This is a genomic window from Desulfobulbus rhabdoformis (assembly GCF_016919065.1).
Lineage (GTDB): Bacteria > Desulfobacterota > Desulfobulbia > Desulfobulbales > Desulfobulbaceae > Desulfobulbus > Desulfobulbus rhabdoformis.
In genome coordinates this window covers 106137-124756 of the sequence record NZ_JAFFQA010000008.1, presented here as the reverse complement: position 1 = coordinate 124756, position 18620 = coordinate 106137, and the positions used below count along the sequence as shown (strand labels likewise).

General features: G+C 50.4%; 18 protein-coding genes. 7 read left to right on the top strand and 11 right to left on the bottom strand.

Features of this window, described 5'->3' with window-relative positions:
- The 10 genes from galT to lpxK all read right to left on the bottom strand — a co-directional run bounded on the left by galT (position 1) and on the right by lpxK (position 9662).
- Positions 1 to 999, bottom strand: coding sequence for a galactose-1-phosphate uridylyltransferase (galT, locus tag JWJ90_RS06310; protein ID WP_205226353.1), 999 nt, complete (start codon positions 997 to 999; stop codon positions 1 to 3).
- 5 nt (positions 1000 to 1004) lie between these two features.
- Positions 1005 to 1367, bottom strand: a complete 363-nt coding sequence (gene dksA / locus JWJ90_RS06305; protein ID WP_205226352.1) for an RNA polymerase-binding protein DksA — start codon at positions 1365 to 1367, stop codon at positions 1005 to 1007.
- 47 nt (positions 1368 to 1414) lie between these two features.
- A complete protein-coding gene (moaC, locus tag JWJ90_RS06300; RefSeq protein ID WP_205226351.1) occupies positions 1415 to 1909 on the bottom strand; it encodes a cyclic pyranopterin monophosphate synthase MoaC in 495 nt (164 codons plus the stop codon).
- Positions 1902 to 3062 carry a molecular chaperone DnaJ gene (dnaJ, locus tag JWJ90_RS06295; RefSeq protein WP_205226350.1) on the bottom strand — a complete coding sequence of 387 codons (1161 nt, stop codon included), beginning with the start codon at positions 3060 to 3062 and terminating at the stop codon, positions 1902 to 1904. Before dnaJ ends, moaC begins: the two co-directional genes overlap by 8 nt.
- A gap of 129 nt (positions 3063 to 3191) precedes the next feature.
- A complete protein-coding gene (rpoZ, locus tag JWJ90_RS06290; protein WP_205226349.1) occupies positions 3192 to 3458 on the bottom strand; it encodes a DNA-directed RNA polymerase subunit omega in 267 nt (88 codons plus the stop codon).
- 382 nt (positions 3459 to 3840) lie between these two features.
- The gene (locus JWJ90_RS06285) at positions 3841 to 5148 is read right to left on the bottom strand and encodes an adenylosuccinate synthase (protein WP_205226348.1); all 1308 of its coding nucleotides are present in this window, start codon (positions 5146 to 5148) and stop codon (positions 3841 to 3843) included.
- 272 nt (positions 5149 to 5420) lie between these two features.
- The gene (locus JWJ90_RS06280) at positions 5421 to 6284 is read right to left on the bottom strand and encodes an NAD(+)/NADH kinase (protein ID WP_205226347.1); all 864 of its coding nucleotides are present in this window, start codon (positions 6282 to 6284) and stop codon (positions 5421 to 5423) included.
- The gene (gene proC, locus JWJ90_RS06275) at positions 6281 to 7096 is read right to left on the bottom strand and encodes a pyrroline-5-carboxylate reductase (RefSeq protein ID WP_205226346.1); all 816 of its coding nucleotides are present in this window, start codon (positions 7094 to 7096) and stop codon (positions 6281 to 6283) included. Before proC ends, JWJ90_RS06280 begins: the two co-directional genes overlap by 4 nt.
- A gap of 205 nt (positions 7097 to 7301) precedes the next feature.
- Positions 7302 to 8297, bottom strand: a complete 996-nt coding sequence (lpxC, locus tag JWJ90_RS06270) for a UDP-3-O-acyl-N-acetylglucosamine deacetylase (RefSeq protein ID WP_205226345.1) — start codon at positions 8295 to 8297, stop codon at positions 7302 to 7304.
- 297 nt (positions 8298 to 8594) lie between these two features.
- Entirely contained in the window at positions 8595 to 9662 is a 1068-nt protein-coding gene (gene lpxK, locus JWJ90_RS06265; RefSeq protein ID WP_205226344.1) for a tetraacyldisaccharide 4'-kinase, read from the bottom strand.
- Between the two features lie 329 nt (positions 9663 to 9991).
- On the opposite strand from lpxK, the gene JWJ90_RS06260 reads away from it, so the two are divergent.
- The 7 genes from JWJ90_RS06260 (at position 9992) to lpxB (ending at position 17181) form a co-directional block, all read left to right on the top strand.
- Positions 9992 to 11107, top strand: coding sequence for a branched-chain amino acid ABC transporter substrate-binding protein (locus tag JWJ90_RS06260; protein WP_205226343.1), 1116 nt, complete (start codon positions 9992 to 9994; stop codon positions 11105 to 11107).
- Between the two features lie 204 nt (positions 11108 to 11311).
- Positions 11312 to 12214 carry a branched-chain amino acid ABC transporter permease gene (locus JWJ90_RS06255; protein ID WP_205226342.1) on the top strand — a complete coding sequence of 301 codons (903 nt, stop codon included), beginning with the start codon at positions 11312 to 11314 and terminating at the stop codon, positions 12212 to 12214.
- A gap of 13 nt (positions 12215 to 12227) precedes the next feature.
- Positions 12228 to 13433, top strand: coding sequence for a high-affinity branched-chain amino acid ABC transporter permease LivM (gene livM, locus JWJ90_RS06250; RefSeq protein ID WP_205226341.1), 1206 nt, complete (start codon positions 12228 to 12230; stop codon positions 13431 to 13433).
- A gap of 23 nt (positions 13434 to 13456) precedes the next feature.
- The gene (locus JWJ90_RS06245) at positions 13457 to 14245 is read left to right on the top strand and encodes an ABC transporter ATP-binding protein (protein ID WP_205226340.1); all 789 of its coding nucleotides are present in this window, start codon (positions 13457 to 13459) and stop codon (positions 14243 to 14245) included.
- Positions 14238 to 14945, top strand: coding sequence for an ATP-binding cassette domain-containing protein (locus JWJ90_RS06240; RefSeq protein ID WP_205226339.1), 708 nt, complete (start codon positions 14238 to 14240; stop codon positions 14943 to 14945). Before JWJ90_RS06245 ends, JWJ90_RS06240 begins: the two co-directional genes overlap by 8 nt.
- Before the next feature lie 53 nt (positions 14946 to 14998).
- The gene (locus tag JWJ90_RS06235; RefSeq protein ID WP_205226338.1) at positions 14999 to 16006 is read left to right on the top strand and encodes a Gfo/Idh/MocA family protein; all 1008 of its coding nucleotides are present in this window, start codon (positions 14999 to 15001) and stop codon (positions 16004 to 16006) included.
- Positions 16007 to 16014: 8 nt separating this feature from the next.
- Positions 16015 to 17181, top strand: a complete 1167-nt coding sequence (gene lpxB / locus JWJ90_RS06230) for a lipid-A-disaccharide synthase (protein WP_205226337.1) — start codon at positions 16015 to 16017, stop codon at positions 17179 to 17181.
- A 239-nt stretch (positions 17182 to 17420) separates the two neighbouring features.
- Here the strand turns inward: lpxB and JWJ90_RS06225 are convergent, their stop codons facing one another.
- Complete coding sequence (locus JWJ90_RS06225) at positions 17421 to 18611, bottom strand: anaerobic nitric oxide reductase flavorubredoxin (protein ID WP_205226336.1); 1191 nt, start codon at positions 18609 to 18611, stop codon at positions 17421 to 17423.
- Positions 18612 to 18620: the final 9 nt, after the last annotated feature.

Sequence of the window (18620 nt, the reverse complement as noted above, 5' to 3'; positions counted from 1 at the left end):
CTAAAATTTCACCTCGCGAAGATACCGGCAGGTCTCCTCAGGCGGCATGGGGTTGATATAGAACCCGGTTCCCCATTCAAACCCAGCAATTGAAGTTAATTTAGGGACAATCTCAAAGTGCCAGTGGTAGTGTTCCAGAGGACCGGAACGCAGGGGTTGGGTGTGCAGAACAAAGTTATAAGGGACGTTGGGAATACAGGCATCGAGTCGCCGCAGGGTCTCGGAGAAAATTTCAGCAAGGGCAATCAGGGAACTTTCATCCTGTTCGATATAGGACGAGCTGTGTTGCCTGGGCATGATCCACATCTCAAAGGGTGAGCGGGGAGCAAAGGGGGTAACCGTGACAAACTGATCATTTTCACAGACCAGACGTATTTTCTGCTGAATTTCCTGACGAATGATATCGCAAAAGACGCAGCGGTCCTTGTATTTGTAATACGAGAGTGAACCGTCAAGCTCGGAGGTCACCATGCGTGGCAAGATGGGCAGGGCGACGAGCTGAGAGTGGGAATGCTCAAGGGAGGCGCCAGCTGCCTTGCCAAAGTTTTTGAAGATGACCACGTAGTTAAAACGCGGATCCTTTGAAAGATCACGGATACGGTCACGATAGGCCCGGAAGGTAAAGAGCATATCATGAGGCGGCATATGCGAAAATCGGTCCTTATGATTGGGACTTTCTATGATCACTTCATGCGCACCGATGCCGTTCATGCGGTCATACAGCCCTTCCCCTTGTTTATCCAGCTCTCCTTCGATAACCAGAGCTGGATATTTATTGGGCACAACACGCAATTTCCACCCCGCAGTATTGGGATAGCCCCACTCCCGACCATAGACCAAAACCTCATCAGGGGTGGTCTTTTCGTTGCCAGGACAAAGCGGGCAGAACCCGCCTTTGACCTTGTACTCTTCAACTAAAAAGTCAGTGGGCCGTTTTCCCCGCTCCTGGGCAATAATGATCCAACGGCCAAGAATAGGATCCTTTCGTAGTTCCGGCATAGGCGTTAACGTCCCTGTTCTTTTTCGCGTTGCTCCTGGCTGGTTTTGCAGTCAATGCAAAACTTGGCAACCGGTCGTGCCTCCAGCCGCTTTAAAGCGATATCCTCTCCACAACCGGCGCAAACTCCGTAGGAACCGTCTTCAATGCGGGAAAGCGCTTCTTCGATTTTCTCCATCAAACGGCGTTCCCTACCGCGAATACGAAGCTCAAAGCTTCGATCGGATTCAACGGTCGCCCGATCGTTGGGGTCTGGAATATTGCCGTTTTGGCTGGTCATGTCAGTGAGTGTCTGCTCAACATCGGTGTTGATCTCAGACTTCATATCTTCCAGTCGCTCTTTGAATCTCAGCAAGTCTTTTTCTTCCATATCGCTCTCCCACAGAATGTTAACGTGGTCTCTTTGCCTATGTTATATCATGGGACATCAGGCCTGACAAATAGGCCGCTCTTCCCGCCGCTTTTGCGCAAAAGCCGAGTATCGGAGATGACCATGGTCTTATCCACGGCCTTGCACATGTCATAAATTGTCAGAGCAGCCACAGAAACTGCTGTCAACGCCTCCATTTCCACACCGGTACGTCCCGCCATGGAAACGGTGGCCTCTATACCAATGGCACAGTCAGTATCATTGAAAGAGAAATCGATATCAGCTGAGGTAATCGCTAAGGGATGACAGAGAGGAATAAGCTGATCTACCTTTTTGGCAGCCATGATACCGGCGATACGGGCAACACCGAGCACATCGCCTTTTTTGACGGTGCCCTGGCGAATCATGTCATATGCCTGCTGTGACATGGTGATGGTACCGGCGGCAATGGCCTCTCGAACGGTTTCAGCCTTGACGCTGACATCCACCATACGGGCGTTTCCGCTTTCATCAAAGTGAGTGAATTCTGCCTGATCAGCCATTGGCTACCTTCTCTTTGCCTTCTTTTTTCTTTTTCTGCTTGCCGAGATGTCCGTGAAACAACCGGGAGAAAAATCCTTCTTCCTCTTGGTTCTTTTCCAGCGACTCAAACTGTTTGAGCAATTCTTTCTGCTCTTTGGAGAGTTTTGTGGGGGTCAGCACCTTAGCCTCGACGACCATATCTCCCTTGCCGCCACCACGAAGGGAGGGAACCCCCTCTCCGCGCAAGGTGAAACGGTGTCCGGTTTGGGTGCCGGCGGGAATTTTCAATTTAGCTGTCCCATGGACCGTGGGAACGTCTGCCTCACAGCCAAGAGATGCTTTCACCATAGAGAGAGGCAGGCGTAAAAAGATCGTCTGGCCGTCACGGAGGAAATGCTCGTGCTCGTCCACGTGAATAATGACGTAGAGATCACCTGAGGGTCCACCGCGACGCCCCCCTTCCCCTTCTCCGGAAAGACGCATGCGAGAACCCGTATCAACGCCTGCCGGTATACGAATGCTGACTTTTTTACTTTTGTTGACCAGCCCTTCGCCATGGCAGTCCTGGCAGGGTTCTTTAATAACCTGGCCCGTGCCGTTACAGTGGGGGCAGGTTGTACTGACCTGGAAAAATCCCTGGGAGCGAACAACCTGACCTCGCCCATGGCAGGTTGGGCAGGTTTCCGGCTTGTGACCGGGCCTGCAACCGGACCCTTCACAAGTCCAGCAGGTTTCACGCTTGGTTACTTCGACCTCCTTATTGACGCCGTGAATGGCCTCCATAAACGAGATGTGGATATCGTAGCGCAGATCTTCGCCCTGGACGGGAGCATTGGGATCACGCCGACGTCCCCCACGTCCTCCCCCCCCAAAGCCAAAAAGATCACCAAAGAGATCGTTGATATGGCTAAAGATATCCTCGTTGGAACCGGGGCCGCTATAGCCGCTGCTCTTTAGCCCTTCCTTACCGTAGGCATCGTAAATTTGCCTTTTCTGCAGGTCGCTGAGCACTTCATAGGCTTCTGTGGCTTCCTTGAACTTTTCTTCAGCCTCGGCGTTTCCCTGGTTGCGGTCAGGGTGATACTTCATTGCCAGCTTGCGGTACGCCTTCTTAATAACGTCTGCCGAGGCATCCTTGGCCACCCCGAGGACTTCGTAATAGCTCTTGCTCATATCCCTTACTGAAATGCTTTTGTCGTTTTGTATAGTTATGTCACCCTGTCAAAAACGTTCATGCAGACTGTTTTCGACAACGGCTTCAATCAGCTTGTTCCTTGGTTAAGGCAACCAGGACCGAAAAAATTACTCTGCGGCCTCAGCGTCGGCAGCCTCTTCGGACTTGGCTAAACTTGCCTTACGCTGTTTGGGCAACTCGTGAATATTACCAAAGGTAACCTCACCAGAGGCTATCTCACGCAGCGTCATGACAATTTCCTTATTCTTGCCATTGACAAGAAAGGGCTCGCCATCACGATGCTGGCGAATACGTTCAACTGCCAGATGAATGAGAGAAAAACGGTTATCATCGCCTACTTTTTCCAGACAATCTTCTACTGTAATACGTGCCATGTACAAACCTCCATGGAATAAAAATCCCGGAGGGAGAGCCTCCGGGAATCGAACTTACACTGCGCAACCTGGTAGCTTTGCTGGGTGACAGGGAAAATGCAAAGGCGTACCGATAGGCTGAGTTATAATCATTGTTGCGCTCCTGACAAGTCAACAAGCGCTTGGTGGGAATTTTAAATAATTGCTTTTTCTTCCAATCCCCCGGAGTCTGGCGCTTACCTCGTCACGCTTAAAATTTTATCCTCGGAGGTAAGCGAAGACTCCGATATCACATATATGCCTGCGGTAAAATTTTGCGCAATCCTCGGAGTCTACGCTTACCTGGCCTTGATTGAAAAATCTAATTATTCAAGACACCCTGGTGCTTAAATTTCTGCAATCCTTATTTTTTCTCAAAGGGATTGCGGAGCATCAATGTCTGCTCGCGACCAGGCCCAACAGAAACTATGGCCGGTGCAATACCAGTGAGATCTTCCACACGTTTGAGATAGGATTTCGCCTCTTGGGGCAGATCATCATAAGAGCGGACATCAGTCAACTCGTCTGACCAGCCATCAACCTCTTCATAGACAGGTTTTGCAGCGCGCGCCAGTCGGATATTTTCAGGCATGTACTCATAGGGAGTGCCTTCGACATCATACTGGGTTGCCAGCTTAATTTTTTTCATCCCGGAAAGGACATCCAGCTTGGTTACGGCAAACCCGGTCAAACCGTTTAAGCGAACGGCATCGTTGGCAACAACTCCGTCAAACCAGCCACAGCGACGGCGACGGCCGGTGGTGGCCCCGTATTCATGACCTTTTTGCTGAAGAGTATCGCCGATAGCATCGCCTTCCGGCAGTTCAGTCGGGAAGGGGCCTTCGCCCACACGGGTGGTGTATGCCTTGAGAATACCAATAACCTCGTCGATGTGACTTGGGCCAAATCCAGAGCCAATACAGGCATTGCCGGCTATGGTGTTGGAGGATGTCACAAAAGGGTAGGTTCCGTGATCGATGTCAAGCTGTGTTCCCTGAGCGCCTTCAAAGAGAATGTTCTGCCCGGCTTTTCTCGCCTTATCAAGGGTGACGGAAACGTTGCCGACAAAGGGAGCAAGCTGTTCGGCATAACGCGTAAACTCATCGGTGATGGCAGCCAGATCAACAGGTTCTGCGTTAAACTGTTTTTTGAGAACGAAATTCTTTTCGTCTATTGCAGCTTCCAGCTTCTCTTTAAACAGGCTGGGGTCCATCAGATCTCCAACCTTCACCCCTACACGACCGACCTTATCCACGTAGCAAGGGCCAATCCCACGTCCGGTTGTGCCGATTTTTTTATCTTTGGAAAGAGCATTTTCCCGGGCGACATCGAGTCGTTGATGGTAGGGCATAATCAGGTGCGCATTGGAACTGATCAACATCTTTCCTGGTGTGACAGTTAGGCCCTTTTCGGCCAGGCTGGCCATTTCTTTCAACAAGACACCGGGATCAATGATGACACCGTTACCGATGACACAGGTCTTGTCCTCATAGAGGATTCCGGAGGGAATGATATGAAAGATATATTGTTTGCCGTCAACCACCAAGGTATGTCCGGCGTTGTTGCCTCCCTGAAAGCGCACCACAAAATCTGCATAACGAGTCAGCAGATCAACTATTTTTCCCTTGCCTTCATCACCCCATTGGGTGCCGACCACTACCACACTGGCCATGTTCTCTCCACCATGTTTTCTCTGGTAGGCATAACTATGCCTATTGATCAATAGTATAGGCTTCGTCTCATTCCACTCATTGTGTTGCAGTGGGAGAAAACGAAGCGCTCAAGATCACCCGTACCCGAAGGGTACAGGTGTGTATTTGGGCGAGCTGTTATCAAAACTTGAGCAATCTAGCAGAATTGAAGCAAAAAGTCAATAATATGCATATTTCACCGCAAAATCAACAAGTAAGAGAACACTCCTCTCTCGAAAAAAGATTCTCCCCTTTAGCAGTGTTTGCAAACCTGTTCAGGCAAAGGTAAATCAACACTGGCACCCCCCCAATTGAGCTTGCTGCGAAGAATGTTAAAATAACTCTTCCAGGGGGAACTGATTAAACGCAGCGGCTTGGAGGCGCGCTGCACAAGCAGATAATCGTTTTCCGTTATGGTCCAGCGCATTTCGCCATCAACAATAACCTTCACTTCACCGGCCGGAGCGAGCAGTTGGGTGGTAACCTTGTACTCCGAGCCCAGGAGCACCGGCCGCGACTCGAGCATAAAGGGACAAATAGGGGTCACCACAATGGCATCGAGTTCCGCATGGACCACCGGCCCACCAGCAGAAAGGTTATAGGCGGTTGACCCCGTAGGCGTAGACATAATCAAGCCATCGGCACGGTAAGTGGTCACGTACTCCCGATCTGCCCAACAACGCATCTGTATCATGGCCTCTGTGCTTTTTTTAACGATGACCACCTCATTGAGCGCATGAAAGGTTTCGCTTCGTTCCCCCGTGTTGCCATTGATCGTCGAAGCCGCAAGCATTATGCGATACTCCATGCGCACGTCATCTTCGACCAACAAGGTCTCCAGGGCCATATACATTTCATCGGCGGCGACTTCGGTCAAAAAACCAAGATTGCCGAGATTTACCCCGAGTATTGGCACCTGGTACCGACTAGCCTCCCAGGCCACATGCAAGAGAGTGCCATCTCCCCCCAGAACAATAACCACGTCCATTTCCGGATCGATTTTATTCATCTGGGCTCGAATGGATCGTTCTTCAAACCACTTACAGACATCTCCCCCAATCTGCTCCACTTCGGGGCTATCGGGGCGGGTAATCACCCCGGCAAAACCAATGTTCATGCACCAAGCTCCTTAGAGCGATTGGTCGCGGCCTCAATTGCCGCCATAACGACACCGCGCAGGGCTCCATCTTCAAGGGCCTGAATGCCAGCGATGGTTGTCCCACCAGGTGAGGTCACCTTCCCCTTGAGTACTGCCGGGTGCTCTCCAGTTTCCAGAGCCAATTTCGCGGAACCATAAATTGTCTGCAAAACGAGCTTTTCTGCTGCCGGCCTGGGAATACCGGCAAGAACGCCTCCGTCGATCATGGCCTCGATAAAGGTGAACACATAGCCGGGACCGCTGCCACTTAAACCGGTTACAGCATCAAGCTGAGACTCAGGTACTTCGACACAACTCCCAACAGCGGAGAAGAGAGCCTGTGCTATGATGCGGTCCTCCTGCGTAGCAAAGGTATTGGGACTGAAAGCAGTGGCCGCTTCAAGCACCAGCGCCGGTGTGTTGGGCATAACCCGAATTAATCGCCGTGACTCACCTAACATGGTCGCCAAGGCCTCGAGCGGAACACCTGCCATAATGGAAATGGCAAGATGCTGGTCAGTAAGGTACCCTTTGTATCCAGCTAGGACTTCGGCAGCCATTTGTGGTTTTATGGCGAGCACCAAGACGGTTGAAGCGGTGCAAAGATCCTGAGGGCTCGTTGTGCAGCCAACACCATACTCGCTTTCAAGATACTGGCAGCGGTCTGCAGAGGGTTCTGCAACTTTGATAGCATCGGCTTCCACAAGTCCGCTTGCAAGGATACCGCGAATCATGGCTTCGGCCATCTGGCCACCACCGATAAATCCGATGGAAGGAATTGAATTATTCATTGATACTCTGTGGTTGGTTCGTTGGTTTAAAGGGATTCGAGACTCTGCACTCCCCTATCGGAGACAAGGGGGGATGACGTTGCGAGAGATTAACTATACGCATTCTCTACTGCTCCGACAACTCTTTCGAATATTGGCAGGCGAACGACAAAAAAAAACCGTCGGAATAATCCGACGGTTATGAGTGTATCGCCCTGTAGGACGCTTAAAGAGCGCAGGGTTGCGGTGAACGCAGATTACCGTGCACCGGCGTAAAGATCGGAGCAAAACGTCCGGGCTGTGGGGTTGAATCAACAACATGCTGAAGCAAAGACCCGTTGTGCTGTTCCAAGGTAACATACTCCCAACACTGCGGGTTGGCAATGATAGTCTGCATGAGACCTAAGTGCAGGCCGTGGCCGGATCGGTCGGCAATTACGTGACCCAGCAACGGAGATCCAAGCAAGGTCATGTCGCCAATGATATCGAGGACTTTGTGGCGAATAAATTCATCATCAAAACGAAGGCCATCCTCATTGAGGATTGACTTTCGGTTCCAGTGAATGGCAATAACGTTTTCCAGGGTACCGCCAAGGGCAAGTCCGTTTTGCCAGAGTTGTTCCACCTGCTCGACAAATCCAAAGGTACGAGCCGTCGCTATTTCCTTGGCAAAATGATCACGATCCACCACGGTCGAATAGCGTTGTTCGCTGATCAGTGCGTCATCAAACTTGATGCGACCTGTTACCTTAAAAACGTCGCTGGGCTCTACGCGAATGGTTTTATCGCCGTCGGTGAACGAAATTGTTTGAGTGATGCGCATCACCTTGCGAAGCGAACGCTGACGCTGACGCCCTGCATTTTTCAGAAGACGCATGAAAGGTCCTGCACTTCCGTCCATGATAGGGGTCTCGTGGGAGTCTATTTCCAAAAGGGCGTTGTCGATCCCAGAGGCACGCAGGGCAGCCAGCAGATGCTCGGTGGTCGATATACGATTCTCCCCGTCTCCCAGAGTGGTTGCCAAGGTGGTATCGACAACACGTTCAACCCGGGCAGGGATAAGGGGATTACCTTCTACGTCGGTACGCACAAATTGAATTCCGGTATTATCCGGGGCCGGACTGATGGTCAGGTTTACGGTTCTGCCGGTATGCAGGCCAACACCGCAACAACTAACGGCGCGTTTTACGGTATATTGATGTGGCTCAATTGAAGATGCCATGGAATACGTCCTTATTATACTCTTTTTACTCGATCTCTTTTGGTGCAAATATTTGAATATCATTATGCAATTGTTAATCCAAGAACACGAAAAACCGAAGGACCTAGGCATAATTTCCTGTAGTTACATACAAAAAGAACGCCTATCAAAAAGAGACATTCAAAAAAACAAAATCAGCCCTAGCAAAATGTGGCAAAAAAGACACAGTACGTCTCAGCCCAAACTGTGTCTTTTTTTACACAGTTGCGTTTGTCCTTGTATGATTCCGTGACGAATTCAGGTTTATTGCAGAGAGAATCAGGATGACGAACACTGTAACTCTTTCAGGATATTATTTAAAAAATCGCCGCTTTCTCTCACTTCCATACGAAGCGCAAGAAGGGGTAAGGTTGTAGACTCGGCAACTGCAGCAAGTTTGACCAGGTCTTTTTCTGTCGTCACAAGACCAGCTGCACCCGATTTATCAGCCTCCCGATTGAGCTGATCAAGGATTTCTTTGGTGTATACCTGGTGATCTGCAAAACCTTGAAAACCAGCTATGGCAACTCCGCACTCTTCCAGGCTCTTATAGAATGATTGCGGCTGAGCAATACCAGCAAAGGCGTACCATGATTTTTCTTTAAGCGAGCACGAAGACTCAACCAGGCGGCCAGTCCCCTGCTCAATGGCAACTGAAGAACTGGGACCGTACTCAAGAAAAGAAAGTGGAATTTCGGGAAATTTAGAGTGTAATAAATCAGCAAAGCGCTCTGCTCGCTCTCGATTGTCCTCTCGCATTCCAGTCATGACAAAACGACTCGCTCGACGCAGTGCGGCAACTGGTTCCCGAAGGTCCCCACCGGGAAAGACTCGCGAGTTACCGGCCAACCAGTCCGTGTTAAAAAGGGCCAGATTAATATCCCGGTTGATTGCCATATGCTGAAAACCATCGTCAAGGAGCAGCACGTTTGCCCCCATTTCAATGGCACGCTGCGCAGGAAAACGACGAACGATTCCTGTAAGCACTGGAATATCCTCCAAGAGTTCAGCCAGCATGCGGGGCTCGTCTCCCGCCATGTCGGCGCTGAGCTTGAGGGTGGTTCCATCGGAGACGATATTGACCTTACCGTTCGCCTTGCCCCCATACCCCCGGCTAACCACAGCCGGACTGTACCCTGCCCGTTTGAGTTTTCTTGCCAGATAACAGACAACCGGAGTCTTACCAGCTCCCCCCATGGTCAGATTTCCCACACTGATAACGGGAACTGAGAGCGAATAACTTTTGAACACCCCCCTGGCATACATCTTCTCCCGTAGACGCATGGCCAGACCATAGATCGGGGAAAAGGGCCGCCCCAGAGAGTAATAAAAGGCTGTTGATTTCATGCGTCGATCCTCTGGTCTACATCCTTTTTTGTGGGATATTATTTATGCGCAGATGACTCCAATCGTGGAGTAACTTCATGGAAAATTCGGTCATTTTTAGTGCAAAATAATCTCAGTAGAGTAAAAAAAAGTTCTAAAAAATTACAAATACGAACGCCTTGCCGCATTCGATTCCCCCGCCGTCGCTCCCAAGACCAGACCAGCTAGCAGGTCTTGAGGAGACATCTTTTGTCACATTTGTACACCGCAGGAGATGATGCCACCCCACGGGTATTCGTTGTTACGGCTGTCTTGTATACTGACGAGCTACGTTAAAAGGAGGTATTTTCATGCTGAAAACATTCAAGATAGTTTCAATTTGTGCTGCTGTTGCCTTTGCCACTGCCCTGGCGTTTGCGGGAGAGCCTATTAAAATCGGAGTTGCCGGTGCCCACAGTGGAGATCTTGCCAGCTACGGCTTGCCGACTTTAAAAGCCGCTCAACTGATTGTCAAAGATATTAATGCAAATGGCGGCATCAACGGCAGCGAGATTGAACTCCTGATCGAAGACGAGGCCTGTAAACCTGAGATAGCCACCAGTACCGCGACCAAACTGGTCTCTTCTGGTGTTAAAGTGGTCATTGGACACATTTGCTCCGGTGCCACAAAGGCAGCACTTCCCATCTACCGTGACGCCAAGGTGATCGCTATTTCCCCCTCTGCAACCACACCGGATCTGACCCAAAGTGGTGACTACCCCAACTTTTACCGCACCATCGGTTCGGATGCTGTCCAGGCCCGCTATGTGGTCGATTTCACTTTACATACGCTGAAGGCTAAAAAAATCGCTGTTATCCACGACAAAGCGGATTACGGCAAGGGACTTGCTGAGTATGCTCTTAAGTTCATAAAGGACTCAGGTGAAGCAAAAGTCGTACTTTTTGAAGGAGTGACTCAAGGCGCGCCGGATTACTCGGCAATTGTTCAGAAGATAAAACGGTTCCGGGCCGATGCTGTGATTTTTGGAGGGTATCATCCCGAAGCATCCAAGATCGTCAGCCGTATGCGCCAAAAACGACTCAGTATCCCGTTTATCTCTGATGATGGTGTAAAAGATGACACCTTCATCAAGGTTGCCGGGAAATACGCCGAAGGTGTCTACGCAACAGGTCCTGCGGATGTATCACAAAGCCCCATTGGTATCGAGTATCGTGAGAAATTCAAACAAAGTGAAGGAAAGGAGCCTGGTGCCTTTTTTGACAACGCAGTGACAGCAACCCTTGCCCTGACCAACGCCATAGCCAAGGCTGGCTCAACCGATCCCAAAGCCGTTGCCACAGCCCTGCATAATGAAGAGGTGGACACCCCATTTGGCAAAATTAAATTCGATGACAAAGGCGATCCCATTGGCATCGGATTTTCCATCTATCAGGTGCAAGAGGGGAAATACGTACAGGTACAGTAAGCCGGTTTTCCATGTCTATGTATGCCTGGAATCGCTCGTCGGTTTCAGGCATTTATTTTTTTACTCCTGAGTCAGTGAGCCCTCATAAATTCTTTTTGTTCAGGATAATTTACTGCTCAGTATTCACCCGGTTTCACGGATTCAGATTGATGAAATCAACCACTCAAACCATCCCTCATAGGCTGCTTGTACTGCTATGCCCCCATGGAATATTTTATTGAACTGACTTTCAGTGGTCTCACCCGTGGCTCCATCTATGCCCTGATTGCCCTGGGCTACACCATGGTTTACGGAATCATCGGCCTGATTAACTTTGCCCATGGTGAAATATATATGATCGGCGCCTTTACTGCGCTCATCGCCTCCTCAGTCCTTACTTATCTTGGCCTCCCCCTACCCGCCATCCTGATTCTCGCAGCTCTGGCCGCTATAATATGGTCCGCAGCTTACGGGTACACCATGGAAAAAATTGCCTACCGGCCTCTTCGCGATGCGCCGAGACTCTCGCCGCTTATCTCAGCTATCGGCATGTCGATCTTTCTGCAAAACTATGTACAGCTTGCTCAAACTGCCGATTACCTCCCCTTCCCTGCTCTGATTCCAGAATTCGATTTTTTAGAGCCTTACGCAGGGATTGTTGGCTCAACAGACCTGGTTATTCTGGTTGTCTCTGCCCTGGGCATGATTGGACTTATGCTGCTGATTAAGTATACCCGTACCGGCAAAGCCATGCGAGCCACGGCCCAGGATAAAAAGATGGCCCTTTTGCTTGGCATTAATGTGGATCGCATCATTTCCATCACCTTTATCATTGGCAGTGGACTGGCTGCGCTTGGAGGAGTGCTGATCGCCTCGCATATCGGCCAGATTAACCTCTACATTGGTTTTATTGCCGGCATCAAAGCTTTCACCGCTGCTGTACTGGGAGGAATCGGTTCAATACCCGGCGCGGTGCTTGGCAGCTATATCCTGGGGCTCACCGAAGCCTTTGCCACCGGGTATGTGAGCAGCGACTATGAAGATGTCTTTGCTTTTTCCCTTCTGGTACTGATTTTAATTTTCAGACCTGCCGGTCTTTTGGGCAAGGCGACTATTGAAAAGGTGTAAGGAGGAACGGGTGATGCTTACAGCCAAAGATGTACGACAGGCCCTTCTCATCGGCCTCTGGTTTATGTTTCTCACCTTCCCTTTACTGGTAATCAAGGTCAACACCATTGAAGACACCATTATCTGGCGCTGGAACAACATGTTTATCATTGGCGGAGTCTGCTTTGTGGCAACTCTTGCCTTGAGAAGTGGCCGCCGTCTGCTGGTTCAAAAAAAGCAAGAGGACGCTTCTCTCAAGAATTCTCGGCTGAGCAGCCGGATCCGTACACACCTGCATCATAAAATGGTGTACCTACCTCTTCTGAGCCTGGTGCTCCTCTTTTTTATTCTTTTTCCTACCCAATTTTCCACCTACCAGACAACCATCATGACGACCGCACTGATGTATGTTGTTCTCGGTCTGGGGTTGAATATCGTGGTGGGCGTCGCTGGCCTTCTTGATCTTGGTTACGTCGCCTTTTATGCAGTAGGAGCCTATTCCTACGCTCTGTTGAACCTTCATTTTGGCCTTGGGTTCTGGACGGTTTTACCTGTTGCCGGGCTCCTGGCCGCTCTTTTTGGTGTTCTTTTGGGTTTCCCTGTGCTGCGTCTGCGCGGCGACTATCTGGCTATTGTTACCCTGGGATTTGGTGAGATCATTCGCATGGTTCTTGAAAACTGGAGTGAATTTTCCCATGGCCCCTCAGGCATATCCAATATTCCCCGTCCCGGTCTCTTTGGCCTGGACTTGAGCCTTAATCAATCCATCATCTACACCTACTACCTGATGATGCTGATGGTTGCCTTCACTATTTTCGTTGTCAATCGGTTGCAGAATTCCCGCATCGGTCGGGCCTGGTTTGCCCTGCGCGAAGACGACATCGCCTGTCAGGCCATGGGCATCGATAAAACCCGAACCAAGCTGACCGCCTTTGCTCTGGGTGCCTTTTGGGCTGGCATGGCCGGCGTCTTTTTCGCTGCCCAAAACACCTATGTCAGCCCCAAAAGCTTCACTTTCCTGGAATCAGCCATTATTCTCTGTGTGGTGGTTCTGGGGGGGATGGGCTCTATTATCGGTATCATCCTTGGCGCCCTGATCCTGATCCTGCTGCCTGAATACCTTCGTGCGATTTCCGATTATCGCATGCTGGTCTTTGGAGCCACTCTCGTGTTGATGATGATCTTTCGCCCTCAGGGAATCATCAGCACTGTGCGCCGAACCTACACACTCAAACGCTAATTTGTTGCATTTTTGACACACCCATGGAACCACTACTCTCCGTTGAAGACCTGACCATGGATTTTGGCGGCATACGCGCCCTGGATCAGGTAAACCTGCGCATTCATCCTGGTGAAATTGTGGCTTTAATCGGCCCGAACGGTGCGGGAAAAACCACCTTTTTCAACTGCCTTACCGGTATGTACACACCGACAGGTGGCACGATCCTCCTGAACCACCAGGGCAAGGGAGGCAAGCGGATCAACGGGCTCAAACCCAACAAGGTTACAGAACTCGGCCTGGCCAGAACATTTCAAAACATTCGTCTTTTCAGCAACATGAGTGTGCTTGAAAATGTAATGATCGGTCGTCATTGCCGCACCAGGTCAAAAATATTTGGAGCAATCTTTCGCGACCCTGCCACCTTACGCGAAGAAGAGGATATCATCGGCATAAGTTTTGCTTTATTAGAACGAATCGGCTTGGCTGATCAGGCAAATACCTTTGCCAAAAACCTCCCCTATGGAGCGCAGCGGCGGCTGGAAATTGCCCGTGCACTCGCCACAGAGCCGACCCTGCTCCTGCTCGATGAACCGGCTGCGGGCATGAACCCACAGGAGACCCTTGAGCTCAACGAGCTGATTTTCTCGATCAAGGACGACGGGCTCTCTATTTTGCTGATAGAGCACGACATGAAAATGGTCATGGCCTTGTCGGATCACATTTTTGTTATGGATTACGGCCGAAAAATCGCTGAAGGTACTCCCGATGAGGTCCGGTACAATCCAGCAGTGATCAAAGCCTACCTGGGTGAGGAGGATGTTCGTGCTTGAAATAAAGAACATCGACGTCTTCTATGGCAACATCCAGGCCTTGCATGGGGTGAGTCTGCGTGTCAATCAGGGGGAAATCATTACCCTGATTGGAGCGAACGGAGCGGGAAAATCGACCACCCTGATGGCGATCAGCGGCATTGTTCCCCCGCGTAGCGGATCCATCCTCTTCGAGGGCCGGGATATCAGTGCAATGGCGGCTGATGAGATCTTCAAGCTTGGGCTCTGCCAGGTCCCGGAAGGCAGGCATATCTTTCCAGAGCTCACCGTGACAGAAAACCTGGACATGGGAGCATTTTTGCGTAGAGACAGCAAAGGAATCGCCCAGGACCTGGAGTATATTTACCAGCTCTTTCCCATCCTGGCCAAGCGTCGTCATCAGCCGGGAGGGAATCTTTCCGGGGGCGAACAGCAGATGCTGGCCATCAGCAGGGCGCTTATGTCCCGGCCACGGCTTCTGCTTTTGGATGAACCCTCTATGGGACTTGCGCCTTTAATCACCAAACAGATTTTTGATATTATTCGGACAATCAATCAAGAACAACACACGACCATCTTTCTCGTCGAACAAAATGCCAACCTGGCATTGCAGACAGCCCATCGCGGTTATGTCCTTGAAAACGGACGAGTGGTCATGCAGGATCAGGCGGCAGAGCTGTTAAGCAACACCGCTATTCAAAAAGCGTATCTCGGTATCTGAGATCAAAAGGGCTGGCGTGGAGATGTTTTCCTCATGCTCCCTAAAGGATTATTATGAGTACACAAATTAAGGTTGGAGTAATTGGAGTTGGCTATCTTGGACGTTTCCACGCCCAGAAATATGCGGCCATGGAACATGTTGAGCTTGTCGGTGTCGCCGATGCCAGTGATGCACGCGCCCAGGAGATAGCAACGGAAGTCGGTACGCAAGGGTTCAGCGATTATACCGAATTACTCTCCAAGGTGGATGCGGTCTCAATCGCTGTGCCCACCAGTCTCCACCACGAAGTGGCCCGGACCTGCCTTGAAGCGAAGGTCGATGTGATGCTGGAAAAACCCATTACCACCACGCTTGAGGAAGCCGATGATCTGATCCGCTTAGCCAAAGAAAACAAATGTCTGCTTCAGGTTGGCCACCTGGAGCGGTTCAACCCGGCGGTCATTGCCACCAAGCCCATGCTCACTCACCCGCTCTTTATTGAGGCCCACCGTATTGCTGTCTTTAAAGACCGGGGCACGGACGTCGACGTGGTCCTTGACCTGATGATCCACGATATTGATATTGTTTTCTCCATCGTCAACTCGCCACTCAAGTCCATCACAACCGCCGGATCTCCGGTTGTAACCAAACACACCGATATCGCTAACGCCCGTCTTATCTTTGAAAACGGCTGTACCGCCAACATCACAGTAAGCCGCATCTCCATGGATAACATGCGACGTATGCGCATCTTTCAGCCAGGCCAGTATCTCTCGGTGGATTTCGGCAAAAAAGAGGTGATGTCCGTGCGCCTGAAAAAAGGTGAACCAGGTACCACGCCCATCCCCCAAATTGAAAAGGCGGGTTTTCAGGATCAGGATGCCCTTGAGCTTGAGTTACGTGATTTCATTGATCATGTTTCTGATCGTAGCCTGCCCCAGGTCACCGGTGAGCAGGGCCGTCGCGCCCTGGACGTGGCCCTGAAGGTCGTTGAGCAGATCAAAGAAAACCGCAAGCAGGTCGCAGAAATATTAGTCAGTGAAGGCAAGACAGACCTGTTGGCCTACTTGGGACAAGCCTGATTCATCTGATGCAATCCACACGGGAAGTCATGATTGTGGCCGGGGAGGCCTCGGGCGATATGCACGGGGCCAACCTTGTTCGGGCTATGCGAGAGCAAGAGCCCGAACTCCATTTTTCCGGTATGGGCGGTCCAGCACTGGTGGAAGCGGGAGTGGAGCTTCTCTGGGACGCGGCCTCTATTGCTGTGGTGGGTGCCTTTGAGGTCATTGCCCATCTGGGCGATATTCTTACCGCGCGCAAAACCCTCTTGACCCGCATGCGCGAACACAGGCCTGGCCTGCTTATTCTGATTGACTACCCGGATTTCAACCTCCTGCTTGCCCGGCAGGCTAAAAAACTGGGTATTCCTGTTCTTTATTACATCAGCCCTCAAATTTGGGCCTGGCGGAAACGAAGAGTCCACGCTATTGCCCGACTCACTGACCGTGTCGCCGTCATTCTCCCCTTTGAGCAGGATTTTTATAAACAGTACGGCTACGAGGTGGACTTTGTCGGCCATCCTTTGATGGACACGGTCAAACCACAGAAAAGCGTGGACACGTTTCGTCAAGAGCTGGGTATTGCCAGTGAGAAGCCCCTGGTTGGCCTGCTTCCGGGAAGTCGTAGAAAAGAGATATCCTCTCTCCTACCGATTTTTCTCCAGGCGGCAAAGTTGCTTGCCAGCAAACATCCGGACCTTACCTTTCTGCTCCCCAAGGCCCCCACTGTCAGCCAGGAACTGCTTGATGAGCAGGGCCTTTCGCAAGCACAGCAAGAGCTTGATATTCGCCTCATCAGCGAAGACCGGTACTCTATGATGGCCGCTTGCGAGGCAACTGTGGCTGCTTCGGGCACCGTGCTCCTTGAGCTGGCAATTCTCGGCATCCCGACCGTGGCAACCTATCGCGTCTCTCCTATGACCTACCGGCTGGGACGTTTGCTCATACGTGGGATTAAGTTTTTCTCCCTGGTTAACCTCATAGGCAAGCGTGCAATTATCCCCGAGCTTCTGCAGGACGAAGTCACTCCCGAGAGGATAGCCAAGGAACTCGAACCGCTGATCACAGATTCTGCCGAGCGCAAGGCCATGCTCGCCGGATTTTCCGAGGTACATGAACGACTCGGTGGACCGGGTGCTTCAAAGCGGGCAGCGAATGTGGCACTTACGCTGCTTGATGTTCCTCTGAACCCGTAACAGTGAGTGGTCTAGCGGACGCAATAAGTGATCTATCGCTTGGTCAAGTGTACCTGCACAATGATCCTCCCTGATGAGTACTATCAGCGATGGTATATCAAGCATTTACAAATTCTGGTGACTTTTATCCCCGACCGAGCCTATCAGGACAAAGAGCACTGCCGTACCTCGACTCTACCCTTTTTCTGCGGGCCCCTATAACAATGACCTCGCTCATACTTATAATTGACCATTCTGTTTTATCGAAAATCCAAAGCGATGCTTTTTCCAAAACGCACGCAATTATCAACCGCTTCATTACCCGGATTCCATTGTTCGCGAATACCATCATTCATCAACTGGAACCCGCCTTCCTTAAGCCTATCGGAAATCATCTTTATTGACTCACCACTCCAACCGTAACACCCAAAAGCAGCCGCCTTTTTATTTTTGAATTTCAAGCCTCGCATTTCCTCCAGAATAGCCGCTGTAGCAGAAAGAATGCCTTGATTGATCGTCGGTGACCCTACAAGAATAGCTTTGGATTTAAAAACCTCTGTAATCAGATCATTTTTATCTGACCTAGCGACATTAAAAAGTTTTACAGTGATAGTCTTGTCGATTTCCGTAATTCCCTGAGCAATGGCCTCAGCCATTTTCCTGGTCCCATCCCACATTGTGTCGTAGAGAATCGTAATCTGATTTTCGGAATAGTCGTTTGCCCATCGTGCATATTGGTTGACGATCTGCAAAGGATCATCCCTCCAGATTACACCATGACTCGGACAGATTATGTCTACGGGCACATTCAGCCCAAGGACCTCCTTGATTTTTTTGTCAACCAAGGCGCTGAATGGTGTGAGGATATTGGCATAATACTTTATGGCTTCCTGGTACAACTCCGCCTGGTCTACTAGATCATTGTACATTAACTCCGACGCAAAATGTTGGCCAAAGGCATCGTTACTAAAGAGGATATTATCCTTTGTCAGATAGCTCATCATGCTATCTGGCCAGTGCAACATTCGAGCTTCGATGAAGATAAGCTCTCTTGAGCCTAACTGGAGTGTGTCGCCTGTCTTGACAACCTGGAAATTCCAGTCTTGATGATAATGGCCTTTCAGGGATTTGACGGCATTAGCAGTGCAGTAAATTGGCGTATCGGGGATATGGCTCATCAGTTCCGGCAGGGCACCGCTGTGATCTGATTCGGCGTGATTGGCAATAATGTAATCGATCTTGTCGAGCGGGATCTCCTTTTGCAGATTTTCTATAAATTCATTGGAATATTTTCCCCATACGGTATCAATCAGGACCGTCTTTTCATCTTTTATCAGGTATGGGTTGTAACTTGAACCACGATGGGTCGAATACTCTTCCCCATGAAATCTTCGTAATTCCCAATCAATCTTTCCAACCCAATAAACGTTGTTTTTTACCTGAAAACTCATATTCCATTC